The organism is Microbacterium sp. NPDC096154, from assembly GCF_040302945.1.
Classification (GTDB): Bacteria; Actinomycetota; Actinomycetes; order Actinomycetales; family Microbacteriaceae; genus Microbacterium.
Genome location: NZ_JBEOSM010000003.1, coordinates 248,896 through 271,819 on the forward strand (window position 1 = coordinate 248,896; position 22,924 = coordinate 271,819).

The 22,924-nt window shown below is 69.6% G+C and carries 21 protein-coding genes; 4 read left to right on the forward strand and 17 right to left on the reverse strand.

The genetic code is table 11. The features are described 5' to 3' along the window. Positions 1–31 precede the first annotated feature (31 nt). From ABTW64_RS05840 to ABTW64_RS05860, 5 genes are read right to left on the reverse strand one after another with little or no spacing between them, the layout of a single operon-like run. Entirely contained in the window at positions 32–1,591 is a 1,560-nt protein-coding gene (locus tag ABTW64_RS05840; RefSeq protein WP_350620201.1) for a glycoside hydrolase family 43 protein, read from the reverse strand. Then, positions 1,588–4,008 carry a beta-xylosidase/alpha-l-arabinosidase gene (locus tag ABTW64_RS05845; protein WP_350620203.1) on the reverse strand — a complete coding sequence of 807 codons (2,421 nt, stop codon included), beginning with the start codon at positions 4,006–4,008 and terminating at the stop codon, positions 1,588–1,590. The genes ABTW64_RS05840 and ABTW64_RS05845 overlap by 4 nt, the downstream gene beginning before the upstream one ends. A gap of 53 nt (positions 4,009–4,061) precedes the next feature. Further along, positions 4,062–4,952, reverse strand: coding sequence for a carbohydrate ABC transporter permease (locus ABTW64_RS05850; protein WP_350620205.1), 891 nt, complete (start codon positions 4,950–4,952; stop codon positions 4,062–4,064). Beyond that, positions 4,949–5,971 carry a carbohydrate ABC transporter permease gene (locus ABTW64_RS05855; protein ID WP_350620207.1) on the reverse strand — a complete coding sequence of 341 codons (1,023 nt, stop codon included), beginning with the start codon at positions 5,969–5,971 and terminating at the stop codon, positions 4,949–4,951. The genes ABTW64_RS05850 and ABTW64_RS05855 overlap by 4 nt, the downstream gene beginning before the upstream one ends. Before the next feature lie 9 nt (positions 5,972–5,980). Then, the gene (locus tag ABTW64_RS05860) at positions 5,981–7,285 is read right to left on the reverse strand and encodes an extracellular solute-binding protein (protein WP_350620210.1); all 1,305 of its coding nucleotides are present in this window, start codon (positions 7,283–7,285) and stop codon (positions 5,981–5,983) included. Between the two features lie 213 nt (positions 7,286–7,498). Between ABTW64_RS05860 and ABTW64_RS05865 the strand changes: the two genes are divergently transcribed. The 4 genes from ABTW64_RS05865 (at position 7,499) to ABTW64_RS05880 (ending at position 11,831) form a co-directional block, all read left to right on the forward strand. Continuing rightward, positions 7,499–8,524, forward strand: coding sequence for a LacI family DNA-binding transcriptional regulator (locus tag ABTW64_RS05865; RefSeq protein WP_350620212.1), 1,026 nt, complete (start codon positions 7,499–7,501; stop codon positions 8,522–8,524). Position 8,525: 1 nt separating this feature from the next. After that, a complete protein-coding gene (locus ABTW64_RS05870; RefSeq protein ID WP_350620214.1) occupies positions 8,526–9,713 on the forward strand; it encodes an endo-1,4-beta-xylanase in 1,188 nt (395 codons plus the stop codon). Between the two features lie 39 nt (positions 9,714–9,752). Continuing rightward, positions 9,753–10,490 carry a sulfite exporter TauE/SafE family protein gene (locus ABTW64_RS05875; protein WP_350620216.1) on the forward strand — a complete coding sequence of 246 codons (738 nt, stop codon included), beginning with the start codon at positions 9,753–9,755 and terminating at the stop codon, positions 10,488–10,490. A gap of 291 nt (positions 10,491–10,781) precedes the next feature. Further along, on the forward strand, positions 10,782–11,831 hold the full coding sequence (locus ABTW64_RS05880; RefSeq protein WP_350620218.1) for a hypothetical protein: 1,050 nt from the start codon (positions 10,782–10,784) through the stop codon (positions 11,829–11,831). 74 nt (positions 11,832–11,905) lie between these two features. On the opposite strand, the gene ABTW64_RS05885 is transcribed toward ABTW64_RS05880, so the two are convergent. The 12 genes from ABTW64_RS05885 to ABTW64_RS05940 all read right to left on the reverse strand — a co-directional run bounded on the left by ABTW64_RS05885 (position 11,906) and on the right by ABTW64_RS05940 (position 22,924). After that, on the reverse strand, positions 11,906–12,205 hold the full coding sequence (locus ABTW64_RS05885; protein ID WP_350620519.1) for an OmpA family protein: 300 nt from the start codon (positions 12,203–12,205) through the stop codon (positions 11,906–11,908). Between the two features lie 166 nt (positions 12,206–12,371). Then, positions 12,372–13,466: a pilus assembly protein TadG-related protein gene (locus tag ABTW64_RS05890; RefSeq protein WP_350620220.1), complete on the reverse strand. Its 1,095-nt coding sequence runs from the start codon at positions 13,464–13,466 to the stop codon at positions 12,372–12,374. 10 nt (positions 13,467–13,476) lie between these two features. Continuing rightward, the gene (locus ABTW64_RS05895) at positions 13,477–13,968 is read right to left on the reverse strand and encodes a hypothetical protein (protein WP_350620222.1); all 492 of its coding nucleotides are present in this window, start codon (positions 13,966–13,968) and stop codon (positions 13,477–13,479) included. Then, the gene (locus ABTW64_RS05900; protein ID WP_350620224.1) at positions 13,965–14,609 is read right to left on the reverse strand and encodes a hypothetical protein; all 645 of its coding nucleotides are present in this window, start codon (positions 14,607–14,609) and stop codon (positions 13,965–13,967) included. The genes ABTW64_RS05895 and ABTW64_RS05900 overlap by 4 nt, the downstream gene beginning before the upstream one ends. Beyond that, positions 14,579–15,985, reverse strand: coding sequence for a hypothetical protein (locus ABTW64_RS05905; RefSeq protein WP_350620226.1), 1,407 nt, complete (start codon positions 15,983–15,985; stop codon positions 14,579–14,581). Before ABTW64_RS05905 ends, ABTW64_RS05900 begins: the two co-directional genes overlap by 31 nt. Next, complete coding sequence (locus ABTW64_RS05910) at positions 15,982–17,541, reverse strand: OmpA family protein (protein ID WP_350620228.1); 1,560 nt, start codon at positions 17,539–17,541, stop codon at positions 15,982–15,984. Before ABTW64_RS05910 ends, ABTW64_RS05905 begins: the two co-directional genes overlap by 4 nt. A 96-nt stretch (positions 17,542–17,637) precedes the next feature. Next, entirely contained in the window at positions 17,638–17,877 is a 240-nt protein-coding gene (locus ABTW64_RS05915) for a hypothetical protein (RefSeq protein WP_350620230.1), read from the reverse strand. 117 nt (positions 17,878–17,994) lie between these two features. Further along, entirely contained in the window at positions 17,995–18,609 is a 615-nt protein-coding gene (locus tag ABTW64_RS05920; protein WP_350620232.1) for a response regulator transcription factor, read from the reverse strand. Further along, on the reverse strand, positions 18,609–19,838 hold the full coding sequence (locus ABTW64_RS05925) for a sensor histidine kinase (protein ID WP_350620234.1): 1,230 nt from the start codon (positions 19,836–19,838) through the stop codon (positions 18,609–18,611). The genes ABTW64_RS05920 and ABTW64_RS05925 overlap by 1 nt, the downstream gene beginning before the upstream one ends. Further along, positions 19,825–20,709 (reverse strand): type II secretion system F family protein, encoded by an 885-nt coding sequence (locus ABTW64_RS05930; protein WP_350620236.1) that lies wholly within the window; start codon positions 20,707–20,709, stop codon positions 19,825–19,827. The genes ABTW64_RS05925 and ABTW64_RS05930 overlap by 14 nt, the downstream gene beginning before the upstream one ends. Continuing rightward, positions 20,706–21,629, reverse strand: a complete 924-nt coding sequence (locus ABTW64_RS05935; RefSeq protein WP_350620238.1) for a type II secretion system F family protein — start codon at positions 21,627–21,629, stop codon at positions 20,706–20,708. The genes ABTW64_RS05930 and ABTW64_RS05935 overlap by 4 nt, the downstream gene beginning before the upstream one ends. After that, the gene (locus ABTW64_RS05940; RefSeq protein WP_350620240.1) at positions 21,626–22,924 is read right to left on the reverse strand and encodes a TadA family conjugal transfer-associated ATPase; all 1,299 of its coding nucleotides are present in this window, start codon (positions 22,922–22,924) and stop codon (positions 21,626–21,628) included. The genes ABTW64_RS05935 and ABTW64_RS05940 overlap by 4 nt, the downstream gene beginning before the upstream one ends.

The window sequence follows — 22,924 nt, forward strand, 5'->3', positions numbered from 1 at the left end:
CGGCATCGACCACGCGTCGTCAGCGTGGCGGTCAGGCGGGTGCGTAGTGGAAGCGCGTCACCCGCACCGCCCCGCGAGGCACCTCGCCGTGGCTGGTGGCGAACACCCCGAACCACACGCCGAGGAAGCCGCCCGTGGCCACCGCGTCGAGCTGCCGCGCGTCGACCTCCGCCAGCACACGGACAGATCCCGGCGCATCGGCACGGACGAGCTCGTAGCGGTATCCGCGCGAGCGCACGCCGACCGACGCCGCGCCGGCATCGGCCCGTTCCTCGTGCAGCAGGATGTCCTCCCCGGCCCGCCGGTGGACCACCCGCAGCACCAGCCGGCCACCGGTCCGCGTGAGCGTCACGGTCGCGTGGTCCATCTCGGACTGGCGGATGACGAACCCGGCGCTCTCCCCCTCGGCGAGGCCCGACAGGTCAAGGTCGGCGAGCACGTCCGCATCAGCGTGCTGCTGCCGCACGCCGCGGAACGCCACGACGGCGGCATCCGCCAGCGTCGCAGGCCGCGCGGGCAGCGTCCACGCGTCTGCGTCGTCGGACGCCACCGCCTCGGGCAGGGCGCGCAGCGAGGTCCACCGCCCGTCGCCGGGCGGCACGGCGCCGGGGGCGCGGTCATCCGGCTGCCACGTCCCATCGGGCGCCGCCTCGACCGGCCAGGGCAGCGTGACGGTGCGCGGCACGCGCCCCTCGCCGGGCGCGAACACGGGCCAGCCGTCTTCCCACGACACCGGGCACAGGAAGGTCTCTCGTCCCAGCGGGTAATGGTGGCCGTCTGCGGCGCGCATGGCGAGCAGCACCGCCCACCACGACCCATCCGGTGCCTGCACGAGGTCGGCGTGCCCGGCCCCGATCACGTCGGTGCTGCGCCCGAGGTGGCGATGCGTGAGCACCGGGTTGGCGCGGTTGCCCTCGAACGGCCCGGCGATGTCGTCGGCGCGCGCGACGCTCACGGCGTGGTGATACTCGGTGCCGCCCTCCGCCGCCACGAGGTGCCAGCGCCCGTCGATCCGGTAGAGGTGCGGCCCCTCGGCCCACACCGCGCCGCGCACGGCGCCGCGCCAGATCACGTGCTCGGGCCCTACGAGGGCACGCGCGCTGGGCGAGTACTCCCGCACCCACACCTCGGTCTGGTGAAAGTGCTCGGGGTCGCGAGCCAGGCGAGTGCCGTGCATCCACACTCGGCCGTCGTCGTCGAACACGACCGACGGGTCGATGCCCTCGACGTCGAGCCACACGGGGTCGCTCCACGGGCCTGCGGGATCCGTCGCGGTGACCACGAAGTTGCCGCCACGGGTGTCGTCGTTCTGGTCGACCAGGGTGCAGACGACCCAGAACACCCCGTCCTGGTGGCGGATGGTCGGCGCGTACAGACCTCCGGACGACGCGATGCCGTCGAAGTCCAGCATGCCCTCGCGGTCGATCACGTGCCCGATCGTCTGCCAGCGCACCAGGTCGCGTGAGCGCATGACCGGCAACCCGGGCAGGTACTCGAACGTCGAGGTGACCAGGTAGTACCACTCCCCGACCCGACAGATCGACGGGTCCGGATGACACCCCGGCAGCACCGGGTTCGCGACCTCGGTCATCCGATGGCGACGTCGACCGTGCGCGGATCGTCCCCTGAGACGACGTGCACGTCGCCCGTCAGCGTGAGCGTCGCGCGGGCCGTGGCCGCGCCGGCCAGCTGCCGGGCGCCGCGGGCCTTCTGATTCGAGATGGCACCGCCCGTGGTGTCCTCGGCCTCCGCGACGCGCGCCGAGGCCTCGGCGTGGGCACCGACCCACACCTCGACGTCACCCGGCTCGACCACGCGCACCAGGCTGCGGTCGGTGAAGGCGAACCGCTGCGCCGGCACGTCGAACGTCACGCGACGCGACTGCCCGGGCGCGAGCTCGACGCGCGCGTATCCCAGCAGCAGCGCCACTGGGCGCGTGACCGAGGCCGCGACGTCGTGGCCGTACAGCTGCACGACGTCGGTCCCGGCGACCGCGCCGGTGTTGGTGACCGTCACGCTCGCCGTGAAGCGACCCCCCGTGGGCGCCTGCGCGTCGACCACCAGGTCGTCGTAGGCGAACTCGGTGTACGACAGGCCGAACCCGAACGGGCGAACCGGAGTCGAGTCGGTCGATGTCACATCCGACGGGCCGCCGAGGATCGGGTGCAGGTACGTGTACGGCTGCGCGCCGGCCGAGCGCGGCAGCGTCACGGGCAGGCGCCCCGACGGCGCCTGGCGGCCCGTGAGCACGTCGGCGATCGCGGGCCCCCCCTCCTCTCCCGGGAAGAAGGCCTGCAGCACCGCCGCCGGCCGCGTCGCGCCATCACCGCTGCCCTCACCGCTGCCCTCGCCATCCAGCGCCCAGCCGATCGCATACGGACGCCCGGTCAGCAGCACCATGACCACCGGCGTGCCGGTCGCGACCAGTCGCTCCACCAGCTCGCGCTGCACGCCGGGCAGGTCGAGCGACTCGACGTCGTTGCCCTCGCCCACCGTGCCCCGGCCGAACAGGCCCGCCTGGTCGCCCACGACCACGATCGCCGCGTCGGCGCCCGTCGCTGCGGCCACGGCCTCGTCGAACCCCGAGCGGTCGTCGCCCTCGACCGCGCAGCCGGCCGCGTAGACGATCTCAGCCTGAGGCAGCGCGGTCTCGAGGGCCTCGCGCACGGTCGGGATCTCGAAGCCGATCTCGTGATCCGGGTGGCTGGCCAGCACGTGGTTGGCGAACGAGTAGCAGCCCTGCAGCGCCGCCGAGCGGTCGGCGTTCGGGCCGATCACGGCGATGCGACGCGCGTCGGCGGCGAGCGGCAGGCCGCCCTCGTTCGACAGCAGCACGAGCGACTCGGCCGCCAGGCGACGGGCGACGTCTCGGTGGCGCGGGGTGTCGAGGTCGATCTCGGCGGGCGGCTCGTCCTCGAAGACATCCGGATCGAGCAGGCCCAGCTGCTCCTTCTGCGTCAGCACGCGCAGCACGGCGCGGTCGACGTACGCCTCCTCCAGCTCGCCGGCGCGCACCCGTTCGACCAGCGGCGCCAGGTACGCGTCGCCCGAGGGGAGCTCGACGTCGATGCCGGCCTTCAGCGCCAGCGCGGCAGCCGCGCCGCGGTCGGCCACGATGGCGTGCATGACCTCGAGGAACGCGACCGAGAAGTAGTCGGCCACCACGACGCCGTCGAAGCCCAGGCGCTCGCGCAGCAGCGTCGTGAGCACCTCCGGGTCGGAGGCGACCGGCACGCCGTCGATCTCGGCGTAGCTGTTCATGACCGAGCGCACGTCGCCGTCGCGGATGGCCATCTCGAACGGCGGCAGGAACACGTCGGCGACCTCGCGGGGGCCGGCGTGCACCGGCGCGTGGTTGCGCCCCGCCCGCGAGTTGGAGTACCCGAGGAAGTGCTTGAGCGTCGCATGCACGCCGGCGCTCTGCAGGCCCTTCACGTAGGCGGTGCCCACCGTGCCGACGAGGTACGGGTCCTCGCCGATGCACTCGTCGACGCGCCCCCACCGCGGGTCGCGGATCACGTCGAGCACCGGGGCCAGGCCCTGATGGATGCCGAGCGCGCGCATCGACTCGCCGATGGCCTCGCCCATCTCGGCCACCAGCGCGGGGTCGAAGGACGCCCCCCAGCCGAGCGGGGTGGGGAAGGTCGCGGCCTTCCACGCAGCGAGGCCGGTCAGGCACTCCTCGTGCACGAGAGCCGGGATGCCCAGGCGCGTCTCGCGCTTCAGGCGGCGCTGCTCGTTCCACAGCCACGCGGCGCGCTCGGCGGGCTCCACGGGGCGGGTGCCGTACACGCGCGTGTAGTGGCCGATGCCGTCCTTCGTGATGTCTGCGAGCGAGCGGCCTTCCTTCGACGAGCCCATCTCATCCGCCATCGGGGCGACGAGCTCGCCCCCCTGGTCGAGCCAGTACCCCACCAGCTGGGCGGCCTTCTCCTCCAGGGTCATCTGCGCCAGCAGCGCGGTGACGCGCTCGGACGCGACGGGATAAGCGGGGATGTCCGCGGGCATAGATGTCTCCAGAGAAGTGCGGTCGGCGGCGCGAGCGTCGGTCAGGGCGTCGGTCATCCCTTGACCGCGCCCGTCAGACCGCCGACGATGCGGCGCTCGAACAGGCTGAAGAAGATCAGCGCGGGCACCATGGACAGCGAGGTGTAGGCCAGCACGCGCGCCGTGTCGACCGAGTACTGCGACGCGTAGTTCTGCACCCCGAGCGGCAGGGTGAACAGACTCGCGTCGCTCAGGATGAACAGCGGCAGCATGTAGCCGTTCCACGCGCCGACGAACGCCAGGATGCCGGTCGTGATCACGCCCGGAAGGCTGAGCGGGATCACCATGCGCCAGAAGAAGCCGAGCCGGCTGGTGCCGTCGATCGAGGCGGCCTCCTCGAGCTCCTTGGGGATGGCCCGCAGGAACGGCACCAGGATGATGATCGTCGTCGGCAGCGCGAAGGCGATCTGCGGCAGGATGATGCCGGCCAGGCTGTTCACGAGGCCCAGATTGCGGATCAGCAGATACAGCGGCGTGATCGCGACCGTGATCGGGAACATCAGCCCGGCGGCGAACAGGGCGTACATGATGCCCTTGCCGTTGAACTCGTAGCGCGCGATCACGTAGCTCGCCATCACGCCCAGCACGACCGCGCCCACCGTGGTGCCGAGCGCCGAGACCGTCGAGTTGAGCATGGCCGTCCAGAACTCGGCTCCGGCCAGCACCTCGCCGTAGTTGGCGAGCTGCCAGGGGGCAGGGAAGCCCGACGGATCGGTGGTGATCTGCGCGTTCGTGCGGAACCCGCCGATGATGATGTACAGCACCGGCGTGATGCAGATCGTGATCAGCACCAGGGCGAGCAGATACACGCCGGGGCTGCCCCAGCGCGTCTTGGGCGCCTTGCGCCGCCCGCGCGGGTCGACGGCCTGGATCGCGACCGACGTCATGAGGGGTGTGGTCGTCATCGCTTGCGGCCCTTTCCGCTCGCACCCGTGAGGGCGCCCTCGGTGTCGCGTCGCAGCACGAAGCGCTGGTAGATGAGCGCGACCGTGAGCGAGATGAGGAACAGCATCACCGCGACGGCGTTTCCGTAGCCGTAGCTGCCGGCGAGGTGACCGTTCTGATACATGTATGTCGCCATCGTCGAGGTGCCCGCCGTCGCGGCGATGTACTGGCCCCAGATGATGTTGACCAGGTCGAACAGCTGGAGCGAGCCGATGATCGACAGGAAGGCCCAGATGCGGATGGTGGGGCCGAGCAGCGGCAGCGTGATGCTCCACTGGGTCTTCCAGAAGCCGGCGCCGTCGATCGCGGCGGCCTCATAGAGCTCCTCCGGAATCGACTGCATGCCGGCGAGCATCAGGATCACGGCGAAGCCGATGTACTTCCACGTGATGACGATCATGAGCGTCCACATGGCGATGGAGGGGTCTGCCAGCCAGGACTGCTGCAGCCCCTCGAGACCCCACTTCTCCAGGAGCGAGTTGACTGCGCCGGTGTCCTGGAGCATGAGGCTCCAGCCCGTTCCCACCACGACCTCGGAGATCACGTACGGCACGAAGATCAGCACGCGGATGATCGAGCGGCCGCGGATCTTCTGGTTCAGCAGCAGGGCGAACAGGATGGCGATCGGCCCCTGCAGCACGAGCGATGCGACCACGATGAAGAAGTTGTGGCCGACCGCGGCGCGGAAGGTCTCGTCCTGCCACATGAGGACGTAGTTGTCGAGCCCCACGAACTCGGTGGGCCAGCCGAAGCCGTTCCACTTGAAGAATCCGTAGAACGCGGCCATCGCCACCGGGAAGATGACGAAGCCGACGAAGACGAGCAGTGCGGGGCCCGAGAGGAGCGCGATCTCGCCGCGCTTGCGCCAGTCGGCCCGCGGCTTGCGCCGCACCGGGGCCGACGGCGAGCCGTCGACCCCGGTGGGCGCGATCCTCTCAGGCACGGACGTCGTCGGACGCGGTGCCTGAATGTCGGTCATGGTGCGCGATCAGCCTCGCGCCGCGGCCGTGCTGACCGTGTCGACGAGCTTCTCGGGGCTGCCCTGACCGGCGAGCATCTCCACGACGCTCGTGTTCAGCGCGTTGCCGACGTTCTGGCCCAGGGCCGTGTCGAGCCACAGGGTGACATACGCGGCATCGCCGTACGCCTCCATGAGCGGCTGCAGCGACGGGTCCTCGACGGCGCCCGTGGCCTCCTGCGAGGCGGGGATCGTCTGGAAGGCGACGGCGTACTTCTCCTGCCACTCCTTGCCCGAGACGAAGTTGAGGAAGTCCTCGCACGCGGCGGGAGCATCCGCGGCGCACGCGTAGCCGTCGACGCCGCCCATCATCGCGGTCGGGTCGCCGGCGCCGCCGTCGACAGCCGGGAACGGGAACCAGCCGAGGTCGGGCAGCGGCTTCTCGTCGGGCGTGAGGCTCGCGATGACGCCGACGTTCCAGGCGCCCATGAGTTCCATGGCGGCCTTGTGGTTCGCGACCAGACCAGCCGACGAGCTGGCGCCTTCCTGGGCGGGAGTCGTCAGGAAGCCCTTGTTGAAGGGCTCGGTGCCGGCGAAGTCCTGGAAGTCCTCGGCGGCCTGGAGCCAGCACTCGTCCGTGAAGTCGGCCTGGGTGGTCAGGTTCGTAATGGTGTCCTGATCGCAGGCGCGCAGCGCGAAGAAGTAGTACCAGTGCGCGGCGGGCCAGGCATCCTTGGCACCCAGGGCGATGGGCTGGATGCCCGCGTCCTTCAGCTTCTCGACGGCGTCGCCCAGCTCGTCGATCGTGGTCGGCGTCTCGGTGATGCCGGCCTGCTCGAACAGATCCTTGCTGTAGAACATGCCGCCGGGCAGCACGGCCGTGGGAACGCCGTAGACCTTGCCGTCGACCGTGAACGCGCTGAACGACGCGTCGCCGAACGCCTGCTTGACGTCGTCGCTGATCAGGTCGGTCAGGTCCTTGACCTTGCCGGCCGCGACGATGTCGGCGAGCTTGCCGCCGCCGCGCGCCATGAAGATGTCGGGCATGTCACCCGAGTTGACGGCGGTCTGCAGCTTGCCGTCCATGTCCTCGTTCTGGATCGACGTGACGTTGAACGTCACCTCGGGGTGCTCCTCGGTGTAGGCCGCCGCCGCCTCATCCCAGAACTCCTTGCCGGGGCCCGTGGTCGAGTTGTGCCACATCTGCAGCTCGACGGCCTCCCCGTCGCCGCCGCCGCCGCTGTTGCCGCCACCGCCGGCTGCGCAGCCCGAGAGCGTGAGCGCCCCGAGCGCGACGACCGCCGCAGCGGCCGTCCATGCCTTGCGAACCATCATGTGCAGGTCTCCTCTTCATCGAGTAAGGCCACGCCCGCCCACGCTGTTGTCGGGACCTCCAGGCGCGTCCGAACCACTGTGACATCGGCGCATCCGCCTGTCAAACGTTATCGATAACGTTTTCCGAATCGATATGCTCGAACCGCAGCTCGCACCGGACACGACCGGTCACAACGCCGTGGCGCGGATCCGGAGGGCTAGCGTGGGGGGATCATGAGCGCGAATCCAGTGAGCCATCGGGCAAACCGGCGGATCACGATCAGCGACGTCGCGCGGGCAGCCGGAGTGTCCGTCGCGACCGTGTCGAAGGTGATCAACGGCCGCGACGGCATCGCGGCGGCGACGAGCACGCGGGTCATGCGGGTCGTCGACGACCTGGGGTACCAGAGTTCACTCGTGGCGGCATCCATGCGACGACAGCGCACGCAGGTGATCGGCGTGCTCGTGGCCGAGTTCGAGCCGTTCGCCCTGCAACTGCTGCGCGGCGTGTCCAGCGCTCTGCAGGACACGGAGTACGACGTCCTCGCCTACGCCGGAAGCGTCTCGGCGGGCGTGCACACCGGATGGGAGAAGCGCTCTCTCTCGCGCCTCGGCGGCACGCTCATCGACGGCGCGATCATCGTGACGCCGACCGTGGCGCTGCCCGACTCCCCCGTGCCGGTCGTCGCGATCGACCCGCACACCGGCCCCGCGGGGCCCGCCACCGTCGACACCGACAACCTGGGGGGCGCGCGTGCCGCGACCGACCACCTGATCGCACTGGGGCACCGCCGCATCGGGCACGTGCGCGGACGCTCCGACCTCGAGTCGGCCGAGCTGCGCGAGCAGGGCTACCGCGAGGCTCTCGAGACCGCGGGCATCCGATTCGACCCGACCCTGGTGCGCGACGGCGGCTACCGTGCGGCCGAGACGACCGCGGCCGCGACCGCGCTGCTCGACCGCGCGGACCCTCCGACGGCGATCTTCGCGGCCAACGACCTCTCGGCGATCGAGACGATCCGCGTCGCCGAGTCGCGTGGGCTGCGGGTGCCCGACGACCTGTCGGTGGTGGGATTCGACGACGTGCCGGAGGCGTCGAGCGGCGTTCCCGCGCTCACGACGATCCGGCAGTCGCTGCCCGAGATGGGCTCGTCGGCAGTGCACGTCCTGCTGTCGATGCTGAAGGGCGGGCCGGCCGAGCACATCCGCCTGCCGATCGAGCTGGTCGTGCGCGGATCCACCGCGCCCCCGAAGGAGTGACATGAACCTCTCCCACCGCACGGCCGCACGCGATCTGACGCTCACGGCACCGACGGGCGAGCCGCTCGCCCACCGCGACGTCGTCGTGGAGCAGGTGCGGCATGCGTTCGGCTTCGGCAACATCGGCTTCGAGCTCGTGCCGCACGCGAACGGCGAAGCCGACCTGTCGCAGCTGGCGGACGACTGGCTGGCGCTGTTCGACACCGCCACGCTGCCTTTCTACTGGGGCCGCTTCGAGCCTGAGCGCGGGCGGCCCGACACCGCACGGCTGCTGACTGCGGCGCGGTGGTTCGCCGAGCGCGGCGTGAGGCTCAAGGGGCATCCGCTCGTGTGGCACACCGTGAAGGCCGAGTGGCTGGACCCGCTGCCGACGGACGAGGTCGAGCGGCTCCTGCGCGAGCGCGTCGCCCGCGAGGCCGGCGACTTCGCGGGGCTCATCGACACGTGGGACGCCATCAACGAGGTCGCCATCATGCCCCATTTCGTCAACGAGCCCGACGGCGTGCCGAACGCGGTGTCGCGCCTCGCGCGCGAGCTGGGCCGCACGGGCATCGTGAAGCTTGCGTTCGACACGGCGCATACCGCGAACCCGGATGCGACGCTGCTGATCAACGACTTCGACCTGTCCGAGCGCTACGAGCGGGTGATCGACGATGCGCTCGAGGCCGGCGTGCGGATCGACGCGATCGGCCTGCAGACGCACATGCACCAGGGCTTCCGCGGCGAGGAGAACCTGCTTGAGGTGGCCGACCGCTTCGCGCGCTTCGGACTGCCGCTGCATTTCACGGAGTCGAGCCTCGTCTCGGGCGACATCATGCCTGCCGACATCGAGGACCTGAACGACTACGTCGTCGAGTCGTGGCCGTCGACACACGAGGGCGAACAGCGGCAGGCCGATGAGATCGAGCGCCTCTACCGCACGCTGGTCGGGCACCCGGCGGTCGAGGCGATCACCTACTGGGGCATCACCGACGCCGGCGCCTGGCTCGGGGCGCCGATCGGCCTGCTGCGCGTCGACGGCAGCCGCAAGCCGTCGTACGACCGGCTGCACGGGATGATCCGGGGCGAGTGGTGGATGCCGCCCACGACGATGCGCACCGACGCGGAAGGCGGGGTGCGCATCGAGGGCTGGAAGGGCGACTACCGCGTGACCGCGGGCGATCAGGTGTTCGAGGTCGCGCTCGGCTGACGCCGCGGGCTGTGCCCTCGGTCCCGATAGCCTGAGCGGATGCCCGACCTGACCGCCCTCGCGTGGGGCGCACTCGCGATCGCGGCGGTCGCCGTGGGCGTGTCCAAGGCCGCACTGCCCGGCGCGAACACGGTGGCGATCGCGCTGTTCGCCGCCATCCTGCCGGCGAAGGAGTCGACAGGGGCTCTGCTCATCCTGCTGATCGTGGGCGACGCGTTCGCGCTGTGGCTGCACCGACGCCACGCGCGGCTGCGGGCGCTGCTGCCCCTGATCCCCGCGGTGCTGGCGGGCCTCGTGCTCGGGTCGGTGTTCCTCGCGTTCGCGTCGGACACATGGACCCGCAAGGTGATCGGCGCCATCCTGCTGCTCGTGACCGGCGTCACGCTGTGGCGCCGGCGACGGTCTGCGGAGGCTCCCGGTGCCGGCCGCGTCGCGGCGGCGACCTACGGCACGCTCGGCGGGTTCAGCACCATGGTGGCCAACGCCGCCGGCCCCGTGATGTCGATGTACTTCCTCGCGGCACGGTTCCCGATGCGGCAGTTCCTCGGCACGACCGCGTGGTTCTTCGCGGGCATCAACCTCGCCAAGGTGCCGTTCTCGGTCGGGCTGGGCATCATCGACCCCGCCACGCTGCTGATGGACCTGGTGCTGGTTCCCGGCGTCGTGGTCGGCGCGTTCCTCGGCCGCGCGCTGCTGAGCCGTCTGGATCAACGCACCTTCGAGCGCATCGTGATCGCGCTGACCATCGCCGGGGCGGGTTATCTGCTCGTGGCGTGAGGGGTGAGGCCGCCGGCTATTCGGCGGCGCCGGCGGAGCCGTGTCCCACGGCGGCGGCGTGTCCCACGGCGGCGGCCGTGTTACACGGTGGCGGCCGTGTTACACGGTGGCGGCCGTGTCCCACGGCGGCGGCCGTGTCCCACTTGTGGCCCGTATGTCGCAGGCTGACGGGCCGCAAGTGGGACACGGTCGACAGCAAACGGGCCATAAGTGGGACACGGTGGCGGTTCACGGCGGGACGGCCGTGTTTGCCGTCTGCCGCATTCGTGTCCTGGTCGCGACGATCCCGGCATGAGGCAGATCGGCGAGTACACGCTGCTCGGCACGCATGCGGATTCGGATGTCGCGCCGACGCTCATCGTGATGGACACCAATGTGCTCATCGACATCCATGACTTCTATTTCGGAACGAGGCGGCGTCGCGACGGCCTCGAAGACCTGCTCACGCTGTTTCCGTACACCAGGCGCCCCTCCGTGGACATCAATTACGGCTGGGCCGTGGGGGAAGCGTCGTGGGTTCGCGGCCGCGGCTATGACGTCACGCGGCGCCGACCCCTCGCCTATGCGGCGGAGCAGGTGATCCACTGGACGAAGGAGGAGATCGGACGCGCCTTCGCGAGTCGTCATCCTCCCGTCTCGCGCGACCGTGTCTGGCCCCGCGTGTCGCTCGCCCGCGAAGCCGATATGCCCGATCCGCGGCTTTTCGTGATGCCCGCGTACGGCGCGTTGCTCTATCTGCTGGATCTTCGCGGCCAGACCGCCCGCCGTCGCTCCAAGGGCCCGCTCTGGGCGATCGAGCAGTACGCGACGTGGACGACCGACGTGCTGGGAGTGCGGATCTCGGCTGTGACGGCGATCGCCGTGGCTCTGCTCGCCGGCGACGACCGCTCACGGACGGAGGTGGAGGGCTTCTTCGCGCTCTCCGGGTCACGAGATCCCGACGAGCTCGCGGCGAAGGCCTGGAACGTGGCATGGGACATCATGTTCACGCAGCTTCCCGAGGGCATGAGCTATGGGCTGCTGCCCACGAAGGCACCCCAGCAGACCGTCCTGGCGACCCGCAACAGCGATCCTCGAGTGCTTCGACGCATGATCGATATGGTGGCCATGATCGATACCGGCGAGACGCAGATCCCGTTCACCCGGATCGACCACGATGTGAAGGCCGGAGTCGATGACGAGGAAGTGGCGCGAATCCTCAGCCTCGATCCGGGCACAGCCCTGAGCCGCTTCGCCAGACCACCCGAAGAGGTCGCGCGACAGGCAGCGCGCGCCGTGCAGGAGCTTGAGGTGCGCCTGGGCTGCACCGTCCTCACCTCGCACGACGGCTGGAATCTGTGACGCCACATCTACCCCGCCGAAGTGCAGCGGCAGGGAGCGGGGCGAGGGAACTGCGCGCCTATCCGGTGGTCATGTCATACGAGATCTCGACTCGTTCGGTTCGATGACTGATCGCCCTCTCCGTTCCTAACGATCAATTCCGCTCCCCGTGCCCGGTGACGCTCAACTTGAGGTCCCGGACGCGCGCGGCCGAGCACGGCCCCTACTGCATCCGCGCGACTCTGAGGCAAGTCGTCGTTGTAGGCGTCTTCGCCGATCGAATCGGTGTGGCCGTCAACTGACACCGAAGCTCGATGGGGAATGTCGGTGGCGATGTCTGCCAGTGGCTCCCGGGCAACCTCCGCCAGCTCCGCTGAATCGAATTCGAACAGCAGGTGTCAACGCCATGATCATCACCGGCCGGAGACCCGTTGCGACGCCCGTCACCCCGCGTCCTCAACGTAGGTCACGAGCACCTGCGCGAATCCGGGAAGGCCATCACCCAAGAGCACATCAACGGTGTCGGGCTCCCCCTCCGGTGACGCTTGCGGAAACTACCTGTCAGCCGACGAGAACGACCTCCGACCCGTATCCCGCGAGCGTCGGCGGTTCGAACGGTGTGGGGGTCGGTTCGGGCGTTGCACCCGGATCCGGCGCGGCGCCGGGCGTCGGCTCCGGCTCAGGTTCCCGCGTCGGTTCGGCAGCCGGTGTGGTCACGCAGACGCCGTCCACGAGGTAGCCGATGCTCAGGCCGTGCACGCAGAGCCCGCCGGTGAGCTCGATGCGCGCGGTGGCCGACGCCTCCATCCGCTCATCGGTGTCGGGCACCGTGTCGTGGTGGCGCACGGTGACGGTGACCTCGCGGCGCCACGGATCGACGCGGAAGCCGGTGAGCTCTGCGTCGTTGCGCTGCGCCAACTCGGAGGCTCGCGCGACCATCGCGTCCTGCACTCCCTGTCCCAGCACCGGGAGCCCCGCCAGGCCCCAGAAGCCGAGGTGAGACCCCGCGCCCGCGTGCAGGCCGAACACCCCGCCGAGACGGCGATCCCACTCCTGCGCTGCGGCGAGCGCCGCCGCGTCGGCTGCGGTGGTCGCCTGACGCCGATCGGACGTCGCCGAACCGAGCATCAGGATGAGCATGGTCGCGACGATCACGAGCCCCGCGACGGCCGGGATCGCGGCGACCGACATGGCCCCGCGCTCGGATGCCCCAGCCGGGCGTCGGCGACGCAGCCGCGCGGCATCCGCCGGCCCCGGTTGCACGAAGAGGAGCCCGAGGAGCGGGAAGACGATCCACTCGGCGGAGGCGAGTAGCACCACGCCGAGCGCTTCCTGCGGCGCGCCGACATAGGCGCGCACGGCCACCCCGCTGCCGAGTTGCAGCAGCATCGCGACCGTCGCCCCGAGCGCGAGCGAGGGAAGCACCTCACCGCGGCGCTCGAAGCCGCAGCGGGCGCGGAACGATCGAGCCGCGAGCACGCCCACGAAAACGAGCCGCACCGCACTAATCACGTGTGTGATGCCGAGCAGCGTCGCCTCGTTCAACGCCGCCAGCACCTCGGCGAACGCCGGCAGCAGCAGCCAGTAGACGACGACGTATGAGATCGCGTCGAGGACGACCACCCAGACAGCGGTGCGGATGTCGATTCGCTTCATCGGCTCGCCCTCACCGCGTGAATCCCGGAACGTTCAGCTCGAACCACGTCGTCACCCACTCGATCCCGCCGAAGATGCCGCACAGAATCGCGCCACCGAGGCACAGTCCGGTTGTGACAATGAGTCTGAATGACTTGACCTTGCGGCCCGTGGGGTGGACGGATACGTCAGAGGGATCGAATCTCGAAACCCACACCGTGCCGTCGAACGGCTCGGGTCGCGACTGCGTTGGCGCGTTATCGACCTTTACACGGGCGACGAGGGGCTCCCCTGACGGTCCGGGATATTCCACGTCAAGCTCGTAGTGCCAGCGAGGCTCGAACCTGAGGCGCACAAACTGCCCGACGACGCCAGGGCTGTGTTTCGCGAGCACCCGCGCAGGCACCTGGACCCGTGGCACACCACGTTCCAGATCCCACGCCCGCCAGGCGAAGACGCCGACCACCGGTGTCGCCAACAGGAGAAGCGCAGCCAGTGACAGCAGGACGGTAGGCCAGATCACGGCGCCTTCCGCACCGTCCGGAGAACTTCGTACTGCCAGGTCTCCTCGACCTCTTGACCACTGCCGGTACGTGCCATCGCCATAACCAACAGTTCTCCGCCCTCATCCCGCATATCGAACTCCACCATGTCTACGGACTCACCATTCGATTCGAGCGTCGCGCGAATCGAATTTGCATACGCCCACCCCTCCCATACGGCAGGCTGATTTTCCACTGCAGCGCCATTGACGCGATATGTGGCCACATTCATTGCGGTCTGCGTGTCGACGTCGGCATCCCCGACCGGGCCGTTCGCGCGTGGTACCCGCACGTATGCGGTCTCGCCGTCGTCCTCAGCGTCGTATACGAATAGTTGCACCGAGCCCTCGACCACTTCCCGGCGAGTCTCCTTACCCTGCGGCACCTCGATGACGATGCCGTCGGTCGCCCATTCCGTGGCCCCGTCGATGCGTCTCGCCGGCTCAACGTGGACCACCTCTCCTTCGGGGGCCCCTGGCAACTGGGACGGGCTCGTGGGCTGTTCGGACGTTTCTCCCCCAACCTGTGCCGTGCAGCCTGTCAAGGTGGCTGTGATCAGAGTCATTCCGAGCAGGATGATGTTGAGGTTTCTCATCGTGTGCAGTTCCTCCAGTTGACCCATCCGGTCTCCGCCAAATAGAACGCGTCGTTCAGCTTCTCCTCGCCGCTCGTTGCCGAGAACCCGAGATTTGCGCCACCGACGCCGGGTAAACGTCCTCCCAGCGCTGCCGCGAGCATGGTGTCACTGCTGACATCGGCGTACTCCAGAGTCGTTCCTCCGGTTCGCTGGGACTCAGTCATGAGGAAGTCGAGAGCCTCCGAAGCGCTGGCATAGTCGTCGCCCGCGCCAACGAGATCAGCCCGCACCAGAGGCAAGCCTGCGCGCGCCAGTGCCTCCAGCACCTGTGCGCGATTCGCGTCGGTGACATCTACCTGCGCTCGCGCGACCACGCCCTGCCCGCCTGATGCACTCAGATCGCTCAGCGGATTGCCGAAGAGGTCAGTGATCCCGATACTTCCCTCGCCTGACGCCGCCCCTGCCATCGCGACCTCAATCAGGTTTCCATCGGAGTCGAGTGTGACTTCGCCGACCAACGCGGCATTCCCTGAGAGTTCACCGCCCGCTGTGAAGAAGCTGGCTTCACCCGAGGCACCGATCCCGCCTTCGAGGTGCACGGTCGTGCTGCCATCGGCATTGAATCTGAAGCCGAGAACGCCTTCCGCCTCGCCCTCCGCACCGACGCCGCCGAGAAGCACGTCAGCGTCCGCGCTCGCTTCAACTCCACCGCGAGCTTCGAACAGTGTCGCGGACGGCGCTGGCGGCTCATAGTCGTTGAACCACTTGTAGCTCATCTCCGCGAGGAAACCGGAGGCAACTCCCAGCGCGGGATGTCCAAGCGCGCCTACGGCAGTCGCGCCCTGCTTCCACTTGGTGAATTCAATGAGCCGGTCTGCCTGTGCGGCCGCGTCGTCGCCCTCGAACGTAAATACCTGGCCGAACCCGGCCCCCACTTTCCACCCGGCATCGGCATTGGCACTGACACCCACGTCACCATCTCCGCCGAGCGGCACATTTTCGATGACGCCGCCGCTGATCTCGGCTTCCGCCCCCGGAGCTTTGACGGACCCACCGCCCTCGACAGAGCCGAGGACCGTCACGTCGATGGTGCCGTCGCTCTTCACCTCACGGCGGAACTGAAGCCCAGCACCACCGTCGATGAACATCACCGATCCCTCGACGGCATAGTCCTCGGAGTTACTCAACACCGTGCAGGCACGGGTCGGCTCCGGGATCGGGGTGGCCTCCTCCGTCCCCGTCGAGGTCCCGCACTCGGTGCCGAAGGCGCGACAGATCTCCGCCGCGATCGTGCCGCCGATCGGGGTGGCCTGCATCACCAGCGCGACGATGATCACGACCACCACGGCGACGATGCCGACGTACTCGACGCTTCCGGCGCCGCGATCGGCGGGGATTCGCCTCGGCGTCTTACGGATCAACGCTGACCCTTACCGGTGGTCGTGACTGGGACGTCGATGAATCGTGCGCGACCCGGAACCTCAATCGTGACGTTGTCCTGGCCCGTGTCGGGCCATACCACTGTGACAAGCGTCTTCTGGCCGACTGCCTCCAGCCCCCCGTTCACGACTTCGTCGCCCAGAGTGCGACGGACCGCCTGGCCACCTTGTCCAGGCACTTCGTAGTCAAATGGAAACACCCGCCCCTCGGGCGTCAGCAACGACACGGTGAGGGTCCCCGTGTGGGCAGCGGTCAGAGCGAAGCCTCGCCGCGATGCGCTGAAGACGTTTGGCTTCCCCATGGCATCCGTGAAGGCTCCACGGGCCTCCCCGCTCGCGAGGCTCAGCTCGAACGTCCCGATGAGGGCCTGTCCATCCCTCACCACTGACGCCACCCGCAAAGCGAACTCCGTGTTATCGCCTTCACGCAGTCGGATCTGAGCTTGGTCGCCGGCTGCGACGACCGGTTCGGCCGCGTCGGGGAGCGCAGACTTCGCCTCGGCGCTCTTCAAGTTCTGCACGCCGTTGAACGAGATCTCCACGCGCCGATTGGCGGCTCGTGCCTCCACAGATGTACCGGATGCGACCGGATTCGTCTCGCCCTCACCCGAAGCCACGACCGTGAATGCGTCGCCAAGCGCCGTCCTCATGCGCGACGCCACCGCCTGCGCTCGTTTCTCCGAGAGCGTCTGGTTCGACTCTGGAGTATCGACGTCGTCGGTGTGACCCACCACATGCACGTCGCCCTCGTCGGCCGAGGCGAGAATCTCAGCCGCGGCTGCGTCCACTGCGGTTGCCGCGGTGGAGTCCAGCGAGAAGGCCCCAGTTGCGAAGAGCACGTCCGAAGCCAGCGTCATCGTGACCGTCTCGCCTTCCGATCTCGTCGCGGTGGCTTCGTCGTACGCCTCCATATAGGTACGTAGCGGAATCGCCTCAGTACGCACGGGAGCTCCACCTAAGTTGGAGAGGTCCTCGGCGAAGGACTCGTCCGCGTCAACGACGGGGACATCGCGCACCCAGCCCAGCCTCGGGATCAGGAGATCAACAGTTTTGCCCGCTGGAGCGGCGTGAACCGACAGCGAAAAGGCCGACTCCTTCTTACCGCCCGAGAGGAGCGCAGACGCCCGTGTGGCGAGCTCATGCCCCGTGCCGTCGGCTAGCACCGGATAGACCAGACTCTGACTGCTGTCGAACAATCGCAGCCCGCTCGCACCGTCCTGTCCGAAGATGCCGCCCCGGAGAATCAGGCCGAGTGCCGGAAGCTCGGAGTCCCCTTCCGCGACATAGGCCACGCGCAGGAGTGCGATGCCATCGCGGACCTCCACAGGCGACACTTCCACCCGGATCGCGACGCCTTCATATGACGTTCCGGCCGACACAACGGGAGCATCGATTTCAGTGGGTGAAGCGGTCGACGACGGCGTCGTTGCGGGCCCATTGTTTGGTTCCGCCTGCGTCTGGTTAGTGCATCCCGTGAACAACGCCAGGGCTAGCGCTGAGCCGGTCATCACCTTGATGATTCCGCGTGCTCCGGTCATGTGGTCCTCAATCACCGCTCTTCATCGCTGAGATCCCAGGGAGGTCCGCTCCTGTCTGCGACGATTCAGAGAGACGGCGCGGACGTCGCTCATCGCCTACGGGCTCACGTTGCCGATCTCTTTGACGGCGCGCTCGATCTGGTCGTAGATAACCTGACCGAGTCCCGATGCAAGGCCGACCACGGCGAGGATGATCGCCACGACCACGATGATGATCCCGACGTACTCCACAGACCCCTGGCCCCGCTCATCGCCACGCATGCGCTCGAGCGCACCGGCCACGTAGGCGGTCATCGCGACCTTGGCTCGGATGGCCTTCTCGTCGATCCAGCTCATGTCTTCTCCCCTTGTCCGCGGCTCTGCGCCGCAGGCGTTCGTGTGGGGCGCAGCCCCCGCCGCACCCTCTTTTCGAACCTATGAATGGGGCGCATCCGCCCCCAGGGCCCGTGGGCCCTAACCGGACCCCAATCCGCGCCAGCGCGCGATCGCCGCGCCGCGACTGGCGACCTGCAGCTTCGCGAAGATGCGGTTGATGTTGTTCTTGACGGTCTTCTCGGTCAGGAACAGCGATGCGGCGATCTCACGGTTCGTCATGCCCAGCGCGATCGCCTCCATCACCTCGCGCTCCCGCTGCGTGAGCGCGACGCGCTCATGCCGCACACCGCCAGAGGTGCCGCCGCCCCACGCCGGCCTGGCGCCAGCGACCACCGTGCTGCCCTGCACGCACATGCGCAGGGCGTCGACGAGGCCCTCCGGGTCCAGCGAACCGTGCACGACGTAGCCCAAGGCGCCCGCCGCCATCGCCTCGGCCAGCGTCTCGGCGTTCTCGTCATGGGTGAGCATGATCACCGGCACGTGGGCTACCAGCGACGGCAGCAGCTCCAGCCCCGAGACGCGCGGGATCTGCACGTCGAGAAGCACGGCATCCGCTTCACCGCTCTCCACGAGACGCACGGCCTCGTCGGGGTCGCCCGTCTCGAGCACCTGGCCGACCGTCGGCGATGCCCCGAGCACGGCGCACAGGCCGGCCCGGATGATCGGATTGTCATCGACTGTCAGCACACGCATCAGCCGCGCACCTCCTCATCTCCCCACCGCATCGGCCGCGCGGTCGCGCGCAGCTCCACCTCCACGCGCGTGCCGCCGCTCGGCGCGGCCCGCCAGCGCGCGCCGCCTCCCCGCGCGTCGGCACGTTCCCGGATGCCTCGGATGCCGAAGTGGCCGTCATCGTCCGGGCGCGCCGCCATCCCCGAGCCGTCGTCTTCGACCACGAGACGCACATGGCCCCCGCTCGACGAGCACTCGACCCGCACCCGTTCGGCCGCGGCGTGCTTGCGGACGTTCTCGAGCAGCTCCTGCAGCACCGACGCGACATCGGCGGCCAGCTCGTCATCGACGGCGCCCAGCGAGTCGTCGACCTCGAACTCGACGTCCACACCGACCCGATCCCGCCACCGAGCCGCGATCTCGCGCAGCTCCGTGGGCAGATCGACCGACGCGCGACGCAGCTGCCGCAGCGCCAGGCGGGTGTGTTCATGTGCCGTCTGCGCCGCAGCGTCGAGCTGCTGAACGAGGCCGGCCGTCGACGCGGGCACCGCCCCGTTCGCGCACTGCCCTGCGAGCCCGCGCACGAGCAGCGCGATGCCTGCGAGATCCCCGGCGACGGTGTCATGGAGGTCCCGCGCGATACGCAGTCGCTCCCGCGTCGCCGCCCGCTGCTCACGCTCGGCCGCGAGCTCGAGGGCGGTGTGGCGTTCGCGACGCAGGCTGACTCCCAGCGAATGACCGGCCCAGGCCATCCCGACGACGCTGCCGGCTGCGACCATCCCGAGCAGCGGCCCGCGCCAGCCCGCGCCGAGCTGCGCCCACGGCACGAGCAGCAGCACCACCGGCACCGACATGAGCAACGCGATGCGCAGCCCCGATGCGGATCCCCAGAGCGCGACGGTCGCGGCACCGTACGCCGCCATGAGCGACGTGCCCGACAGCATCAGCAGCACGAAGGCTGTGACCAGCAGGTCGGCCGAGAGCAGGATGCCGTTGCGGAAGTACCTCGGTCCGCGCGTGCGCCAGTTCAGCGCCGGCACGAACGAGAACGGCGCGGCGCACAGCGCGACGATCGCGACGCTCGGGTCGCGGGTGAGCAGCGCGTCCACCGATCCCAGCACCAGCACGAGCAGCCGCACGGTGCACAGCACGCGCACGACGCCGCCCGTCGCGAACTCGGCGCCCTGGCCGCCTGCACCCTGACCACCTGCGACCTGGCCGCCTGCGCCGCGCGCGTCAGAAGAGACCACCGAACGCCTCCGCATTCGCGATGAGCATCGACGCGACGATCAGCAGCAGCGCGGCGGGCAGCACCGTCACCGTCATCGCCAGCGACACCTTCGGCCCGGCCTTGGCGGCCTGCTGCCGCACGCGCGCCGCGTGCTCGCGGCGCACATCCGCGGCGATGGAGGCGAGAGCCTCCGCCAGGGGCACACCCAGCTCCTCCGCCTGCAGCATCGCCGTCACGAACGTGCCGACCGCCTCCGACCGCGTGCGTTCGCGCAAGCCGACGAAAGCCTCACGGCGTGAGACGCCGACCGCCATCTCCTGCAGCGCGCGGCGCATCTCCTGGGCCAGCGCCCCGTCGTGGAACTCGCACACCCGCTCGATCGCCTGCCGGAAGCCGAGACCGGCCGTGACCGTGACGCCCAGCACATCGAGGAAATCGGGCAGCTCGCGGTCGATCTGCGCCTGGCGCCGGTTTCCCTCGCTCCACAGCCAGAAGGGCATCCAGCCGCAGAGGATCGCCGCGAGCACCAGCCCGGGCAGCGGCATCCCCACCATCGCGCACACGATCATCACGACGCCGCCGATCACCACGAACCCCGCCTGGCGACGGACGTACACCGTGACCGTCACCCCGTCGGGCCGGCCAGCGCGTCGGATGCGGGCGTCCAGCCGCCGCAGCCGCTCTGCTCCGTATGCCCGCACGGCGGTGCCCAGCGCCAGGTTGCCGGCCGCATCGAGCAACGCGAGGAACCCCTTGCTGCGCCCCGCAGCGACCTCCGTGCGGTACTGCGCCTCGATGTCTTCGAGACCGGTCGTCGTCAGCAGCCGCAGCGCCCCGACGCCGATCACGACGGCCGCGCACGCGGCGAGCGCGAGCGCCAGGGCGATCACAGCGGCACCTTCCCCAGGCGCCGCATCAGCAGGAAGCCCAAAGCGAACATCACGCCCGCCACGAGCAGCACGATCTGCCCGACGAGGTTGCCGAACATCTCATCCAGCACGCCCGGATTCAGGACGTTCATCAGCACGACAGCCCCAATGCCCATGGCCGCGACCATGTACCCCATGAACGACGACCCGACGGTCGCCGACCGGATCTCCCGGCGCAGCTGACGCCGCTCCTCGAGCGTCGCTGCGATCCCCGACAGTGCGGTGACGAGCGCGCCGCCGGCGCGCGCCTGGATCACGAGCGTCTGCACCAGCACGGCGAGCTCGCGCGACGGCAGCCGCTCCGAAAGCCCAGCGAGCGAGGCGCCGAGCGTGCGCCCCACCGCCAGCTCGGCGGCCACCTGCCCCAGCTCCGACGCCGCGGGCTCCTCCATCTCGCGCGCCGCCAGCTCGATCCCTCGCCGCACAGCCAGGCCGGCATCCGCGCCGTTCGCGAGCAGCCGGGCGACCTCGGGCAGCTGCGCGACGAAGCGATCCACGCGTCCTTGCCGCCGGGCGTCGAGCCACCGCTTCACGCCGAAGACGACCGCGCCCGCGGCGACAAGCGCACCGATCCGCCCCAGGAACGGCAGTGCGAGCACCCCGACCGCCAGCACCCCGGCCGCCAGCGCGAGCAGGAAACCGGCCGCCGACCACCGCGCGAGCCCGGCTCCCGCGAGCAGCGCCGCGAGCCGCTTCCCCGGCTTCGTCCCGGCGAGGCGCTCATCCAGCCGCACCAGCAGCGTGTGCCGATCGACCCGCATCGGATCGGCCGACTCCACCATCCGCTGTTGGAACGCCCGGCTCTCCTGCAGCGCCGCGACCGTGAGCAGCAGCAGGACGAGCGTGGCGAGCAGCAGCAGCGCGATCACTCCGACGCTCATCCGGCGCCCTCCTCGACCGGCCCCGCGACGGCCTCGCCCGCCCGCGCGAGCTGCTCCCGCAGCGCCGCGGGCACGGGATGCAGCGCGAAGCGGCCCCGCACGACGCGGTCAGGCCCCAGCGACTCGGCCTCGAACGTCATGAGCGGCACGAGCGCGTAGTCGTCGCGCCGCTGCGAGACCACGGCCTGCACCTCGACCACGCGACGCCCGCCGTCCACGCCGCGCTCGAGCTGCACGACGACGTCCACCGCCGAGTTGATCTGGTCACGCAGCGTGGCGACCGGCAGCTCGACGTCGCTCATCGACGCCAGGGTCTCGAGGCGTCCGAGCGCATCGATGGCGCTGTTGGCGTGCACGGTGGCCAGCGAGCCGTCGTGGCCCGTGTTCATGGCCTGCAGCATGTCGAGGGCCTCTCCGCCGCGGCACTCGCCGACCACGATGCGGTCGGGACGCATGCGCAGGCTGTTGCGCACGAGATCGCGGATCGTCACGGCGCCACGCCCCTCGACGTTGGCCGGCCGCGACTCCAGGCGCACCACGTGGCTCTGCTGCAGCGACAGCTCCGCTGCGTCCTCGATCGTGACGATGCGCTCGTGATCCGGGATGAGCCCCGAGAGCGCGTTGAGGAACGTCGTCTTGCCGGATCCGGTTCCGCCCGACACGATGACGTTCATCCGCGCCCGCACGCAGGCGCCCAGCAGAGCCGCCGTCGCACGGTCGAGGCTGCCCTTCTCGACCAGCTCGCCGAGGCGATACGGCGCGGGAAAGCGTCGGATGGTCAACGTCGGCCCGTCGAGCGCCAGCGGCGGGATGATCACGTTGACGCGCTCGCCCGTGGGCAGGCGCGCGTCGACCATCGGCGACGACTCGTCGACCCGCCGATTCACGGTCGACACGATGCGGTCGATCGCCTGGTACAGCTGATCCATCGACGCGAACCGCACCGGAACCCGCTCTACGCGACCGGCGCGCTCGACGAAGACGTCGTGCGGGCCGTTCACCATGATCTCCGTGATCGACTCGTCGGCCAGCAGCGGCTCCAGCACTCCCAGGCCCAGCGCGTCGTCCACGATCCGCTGCACGAGCGAGCCGCGCTCGCGCGCGCTGAGGATCGGCCCGTCGAGCGACAGGATGCGCGAGAGCACCCGCTCCAGCCGCACGCGGCGCTGGTTCGGTGCGAGCCGGGCGAGCTCGTCGACGTCCACCTCTTCGAGCAGCCGCTCGCGGTAGGCGGCGACGAGGTCGTGCTCATCCGTGCTGGCGGGCTGCTGCGCCAGCCTGTCCCGGAGGGCCAT

What these genes read in the sequence shown, in the direction of transcription:
- ABTW64_RS05840 (WP_350620201.1), bottom strand. Translation starts at nt 1,591, where the DNA reads ATGACCGAGGTCGCGAACCCGGTGCTGCCGGGGTGTCATCCGGACCCG.
- ABTW64_RS05865 (WP_350620212.1), top strand. Translation starts at nt 7,499, where the DNA reads ATGAGCGCGAATCCAGTGAGCCATCGGGCAAACCGGCGGATCACGATC.
- ABTW64_RS05875 (WP_350620216.1), top strand. Translation starts at nt 9,753, where the DNA reads ATGCCCGACCTGACCGCCCTCGCGTGGGGCGCACTCGCGATCGCGGCG.
- ABTW64_RS05900 (WP_350620224.1), bottom strand. Translation starts at nt 14,609, where the DNA reads ATGGGTCAACTGGAGGAACTGCACACGATGAGAAACCTCAACATCATC.
- ABTW64_RS05850 (WP_350620205.1), bottom strand. Translation starts at nt 4,952, where the DNA reads ATGACGACCACACCCCTCATGACGTCGGTCGCGATCCAGGCCGTCGAC.
- ABTW64_RS05935 (WP_350620238.1), bottom strand. Translation starts at nt 21,629, where the DNA reads ATGAGCGTCGGAGTGATCGCGCTGCTGCTGCTCGCCACGCTCGTCCTG.
- ABTW64_RS05855 (WP_350620207.1), bottom strand. Translation starts at nt 5,971, where the DNA reads ATGACCGACATTCAGGCACCGCGTCCGACGACGTCCGTGCCTGAGAGG.
- ABTW64_RS05890 (WP_350620220.1), bottom strand. Translation starts at nt 13,466, where the DNA reads ATGAAGCGAATCGACATCCGCACCGCTGTCTGGGTGGTCGTCCTCGAC.
- ABTW64_RS05910 (WP_350620228.1), bottom strand. Translation starts at nt 17,541, where the DNA reads ATGACCGGAGCACGCGGAATCATCAAGGTGATGACCGGCTCAGCGCTA.
- ABTW64_RS05920 (WP_350620232.1), bottom strand. Translation starts at nt 18,609, where the DNA reads ATGCGTGTGCTGACAGTCGATGACAATCCGATCATCCGGGCCGGCCTG.
- ABTW64_RS05915 (WP_350620230.1), bottom strand. Translation starts at nt 17,877, where the DNA reads ATGAGCTGGATCGACGAGAAGGCCATCCGAGCCAAGGTCGCGATGACC.
- ABTW64_RS05845 (WP_350620203.1), bottom strand. Translation starts at nt 4,008, where the DNA reads ATGCCCGCGGACATCCCCGCTTATCCCGTCGCGTCCGAGCGCGTCACC.
- ABTW64_RS05940 (WP_350620240.1), bottom strand. Translation starts at nt 22,924, where the DNA reads ATGGCCCTCCGGGACAGGCTGGCGCAGCAGCCCGCCAGCACGGATGAG.
- ABTW64_RS05880 (WP_350620218.1), top strand. Translation starts at nt 10,782, where the DNA reads ATGAGGCAGATCGGCGAGTACACGCTGCTCGGCACGCATGCGGATTCG.
- ABTW64_RS05870 (WP_350620214.1), top strand. Translation starts at nt 8,526, where the DNA reads ATGAACCTCTCCCACCGCACGGCCGCACGCGATCTGACGCTCACGGCA.
- ABTW64_RS05860 (WP_350620210.1), bottom strand. Translation starts at nt 7,285, where the DNA reads ATGATGGTTCGCAAGGCATGGACGGCCGCTGCGGCGGTCGTCGCGCTC.